Here is a 4,490-nt window from a genome sequence, read left to right on the forward strand (position 1 = left end):
TCATTAAATTAACACATATTTATAAAAAGTGACATTTTATATCTGTAATTACAAACTCATTTTTTCCTTCATTTGTTAAATTATTAATAAATTTTTTTATATTTTTTTCATTTTTTAATTCTGGAATAATATTTAATTTGTATTCTATTTTAGGTGTTGATTTTGAATTAATAGTAAAATTTCAAATCATTGTATTTTATTAATTTTCCTTGGTAAATACATAAAATAGAAAATCTGTTTTTCTTTTTTCTCTATCCATTCCTACGTGAATTTGAAGATGTTTTTTAAATAAATTATCTAAATATACAAGCAACAGAAGAATAACGGCTAAAGAAAATAAAATAATTGCTACATTAGAACTTTTTAAATAAATATTTGCAAAGTTAAGAGCACTTGCACTTAAAAATAAAAGAATAATACATAAAAAATTTACTATCATTATTTTTTTAAAATTTCTAATTTGTTTTTCAGTCATTATTTTAGAATTTTCCATTCTTTCTTTATTAGTAAAGCAAATATAAAGTTCTCAAAGTTTTGCTTCTTTTGGAGGATTATTTTTACTAAAATAATTTTTTGAAATAAGTAACAAACTTCCTATAATAAAACCCCCAATCACTAATGATATTGTTAAGTAAAAATTAAATCTTTGTAAATCAAAAAATAAATTATAAACCGAAAATCCAATTATTAATACTATAATAAAACTAAAAAATAAAACATTCAAAAAAAGAAAGAAAATCTTTATAAATTTTAAATTTTTGTTAGTAGTTTCCATAATGTGAACTGTGACCATAAAATTTTCTTTCTATTTCATTTAAATTTTTGTTAATAGCATTAATAAAGTCATTTAATTCTTCATTATCTGCACCACTTTTTTGTATAAATTCTTGATTCCATAGTCTTTGAAAAATTTTTCTAAGTTCTATTAAATTTTCTTTTGAAGGATCAGCAAAGTACACCAATCTTTGTTGTGTATAATTTTCTAAAAATTCTTTAATATATGAAGACATATAAGTATAATCTTTCTCTGTTAAAGTAGATCTAGCTATAGAAGTTCCTACTGAAGCAGCGAGAAGAGTTCCTGAAACAACACCGGAAACAGCAGCACTTGCACCAAAAGTAAAAGGTATTGCAGTTATACCAAGAAGACCTATAAATACTTGAGAACCAATTATTCAACCTTTTTTTGTTACATAGTCATTTCTATCATTAGAAATTCTATTTTTATAAGATTCATATGTTTTTTTTAGTTCCTCAAATGTGGTTTCTTCATAAGTTAAGGAACTTCTGTCAGAAATAAAATATTCTTTTGTTTTTAAAGAAGATTTTATTTCATTGTAAAAAATGCTTTTTTTATATTCTTCTTTAATTCTTTCAAAACTTCTTTTAGGAAATTTTAAGCCTGAAAGTTTGTAAAAATCCTCATAATTTAAATTTAACACTTTTTCTGCTAATTTTAAAAGTCTTATTTTATGTTTTTCTGATAAAGAATTTATCATTTCTTTATAGACGAATTTATTTTTACTTTCATTTTTATAATTTAAATTTTGTATATGTTGAACATTGATTTCCATGTTTTCTCCTTTTAATTTTTTAATTTTGTTTTTAATAGATCTAAAACTAATGTATAAAAATTAAATACTATATATAAAGATAAAACCTCATTTTTATAATATTTTTCTATTTTTACTTTGTGAAAAGAATCAGAAATAAAATTTTGAAATAACTCCAATTTATTTTTAATATTTTTATCTTGTTTATTTAAGAAGAAATTTAATCCATAATTTTGCTCTATGTTTTCTAATTTATTTTTAGTTAAGAAAACAGAAAAGAAAGAATCTCTTAATTCAAAAATAACTTCAATTTTTTCAAAAAACTTTCTTTTTCTTTTAATTAAATATATTAAAAATTTTTTTAAATTTGGAAAATTATTAATTTCTATTTTAAACTTTTCAAAATTCTTAAGTATTTTTTCATAATTTTTATAAAAATTCATTTTAGAACCAAGTAATTGAAAATATAAATCACTTATTATATTATCTTTAAAATATTTTCACAATTCTAAATTGCAAGTTTTTTTCATAAAATTAAAGTTTTGTTCTATTAATTTTAGTGATAATAACAATTTTTTTCTAAAATATATATTTTTTTCATATAAATAAGTTAATTTAAAGATTTGTGAAAGTTTTGAAGCAAATCTATATTTTTCATTTGTGTAATAAAAATTTAATATTGGATGTTTTTTATAATAAATTGGTTTTATTTCTTTAGACAAAATTATTTCCAATTTTATTTTGCTAAATTTTTTTTTAATTAAGTAAGATTTATAAACTTCGTTATTTATATATGATTTTTCTATGTTAAGTGTCTCTTCTATTTTTTCTCAATCTGTATTTTTTTCTTTAAGATTTTGATTATTTTTAGGAAATAAAATATCTAAATCATTAGGTTTAACATCTATAAAACCATCTAAGTAAAAGCTGAAACTCCCTTGGATTATAAAAGGGATATCGACTTTTAAAATAGATTTTAATAGCAAATTAATTATTTTTAAATTATCTTTTATAAGAAAATTATTTTTTATAAACATAAAATAAAATATCACTTCACTTTATTTTTCTCCCCATTCCTACATGGATTTGTAAATATCTATTTAAAAAAAATATAATATATAAAATTAACATAAAAGAAATGAAAGTTAATACTTGAGTTAGACTAAGAAAAATAAAATTTTCAAAATTTCAAATATTTACTTTGAAACAAATATTGAAAATAATTAATAGAGTAAAAGAAATGTATAAAAATGTTATGATAAATTTAATTATTTTTAGTTTTTCTTGACTGATTTTCTTCGTAGATTTAACTCTATCATAATTAGGAATACAAAAATAAAATTCTCAAATTTTTACGTCTGTTTCATAATTAAATTTTTTATTTTTTTTAGTTATAATATTTAAAATTACTATTGGAATGGGTATTAATTTAGATAAAATTTTATAGTACCATAAATCATTTTTTACAAAAATTAAATTTTGTATAATAAATCATAAAAATAAAATTAACAAACTTAATATAAAAGTAATATGAAAAAAAATAAAAACATTTTTTAAAATAACATATTCTTTTTTTGTTATTTTAATAATTTCCATAATAATTAGAATAACCAACTAAAATATCTTTTAATCTCATTAAATCTTTGTGCAAAAATTCTAGAAAATTATTTAATTCTGTGTTTGAATCGTTTCTATATTTTACAAAATCTTTTTCTAAAAATTGATTATAATAACGGAATAATCTATCTCAGTTTGCTTGAGTTTGATGGTTTAAAAATACAAGTCTTCCATCTGTATACTCTTCAATTAAATTATTTAAATATTTTAAATTTCTTCCGTTTTCATTTTCACCTTGTGCTAAATTAGCAATTAAAGTTCCTAAAGAAACAAAAGATAAAACTCCACTAATTACTGGAGACAAAAATGAAACAGCTCCAATTCAAGTAGCCTTATCACTAATATTTTCTAATGTTTTTTTTCTATTTTCTAAACTATTAGAGTCTTGTTTAAGTTTTTTGCTATAAATATTGTACATATTTTGTAATTCTTCAAATGTTGTAGCTTCATCTGAAATTCTACTTCTTGTAGAAATAAAATATTCTCTTGTTTTTAAGGAAGATTTAATTTCATTATAAAAAATATTTTTTTTATATTCTTCTTTAACTCTTTCAAAACTTCTTTTTGGAAATTTTATAAAAGACAATTTATAAAAATCTTCATATTTTAAGTTAAGTACTTTGTCAGCAAGTTTTAAAATCCTAACTTTAGTTTTTTCTGGCAAGTTTAGTAATATATTTTTATAATCAATACTTTTAATTTTATGTGTATTTTCAAAATTATTTTTATTAATTTCTGATATATTTTTATTAATTTCAATGTTAAAATTCATAATTCTCCTTATTAATATTTTCCAAAATTTCTTTGGAATACAATTATATTACTAAAAATAAAAATATTCATAAAAATCCAAATTTTTTTTGAAAACTTGAATTTTTTTATTATTTTTTAATAAATTTATCAATTTCTATATTAATTTAGAAAAAATAAATGATTATTTTTGCTTGTTAATCTTATTATTTATTAAGTTTATATTTTCTATTTTTATTTTCTCCAATAGATATTAACTTATTATTTTTAACCATATTTAAAAGTATTTTTCTAACTCTTGAAGATTTAATATTTAAAAGTTTTTCTATATCTTTAGATTTAAATTCTTCTTGTTGTTTTGCAAAATTTAAAACAATAAGTTCCTGATCTAAATTTTTATTTTCTTTATTAGCATCATTTTTAACATTCTTAAGATCTTTATTATGCTTTTTATTTTTTAGTTTATATTTCCTGTTTTTATTTTCTCCAACAGATTCTAATTTATGACTGTTAATCATATTTAAAAGTATTTTTCTAACTCTTGAAGATTTAATATTTAAAAGTTTTTCT

General features: G+C 18.6%; 5 protein-coding genes and 1 pseudogene. All 6 read right to left on the minus strand.

Features of this window, described 5'->3' with window-relative positions; genetic code table 4:
- Nucleotides 1-19: 19 nt before the first annotated feature.
- On the minus strand, nt 20-190 hold the full coding sequence (locus tag ACXX84_RS03995; RefSeq protein WP_458572954.1) for a hypothetical protein: 171 nt from the start codon (nt 188-190) through the stop codon (nt 20-22).
- A 9-nt stretch (nt 191-199) separates the two neighbouring features.
- A complete protein-coding gene (locus ACXX84_RS04000) occupies nt 200-616 on the minus strand; it encodes a hypothetical protein (protein ID WP_458559631.1) in 417 nt (138 codons plus the stop codon).
- Nucleotides 617-761: 145 nt separating this feature from the next.
- Nucleotides 762-1,574: a hypothetical protein gene (locus ACXX84_RS04005; protein ID WP_458572955.1), complete on the minus strand. Its 813-nt coding sequence runs from the start codon at nt 1,572-1,574 to the stop codon at nt 762-764.
- Between the two features lie 11 nt (nt 1,575-1,585).
- A complete protein-coding gene (locus ACXX84_RS04010) occupies nt 1,586-2,590 on the minus strand; it encodes a hypothetical protein (protein ID WP_458572956.1) in 1,005 nt (334 codons plus the stop codon).
- 545 nt (nt 2,591-3,135) lie between these two features.
- On the minus strand, nt 3,136-3,942 hold the full coding sequence (locus ACXX84_RS04015; protein WP_458557427.1) for a hypothetical protein: 807 nt from the start codon (nt 3,940-3,942) through the stop codon (nt 3,136-3,138).
- A 184-nt stretch (nt 3,943-4,126) separates the two neighbouring features.
- Nucleotides 4,127-4,490, minus strand: a pseudogene (locus tag ACXX84_RS04020) (hypothetical protein); the annotation flags it as partial.

The organism is Mycoplasma sp. AC157 (assembly GCF_054343415.1).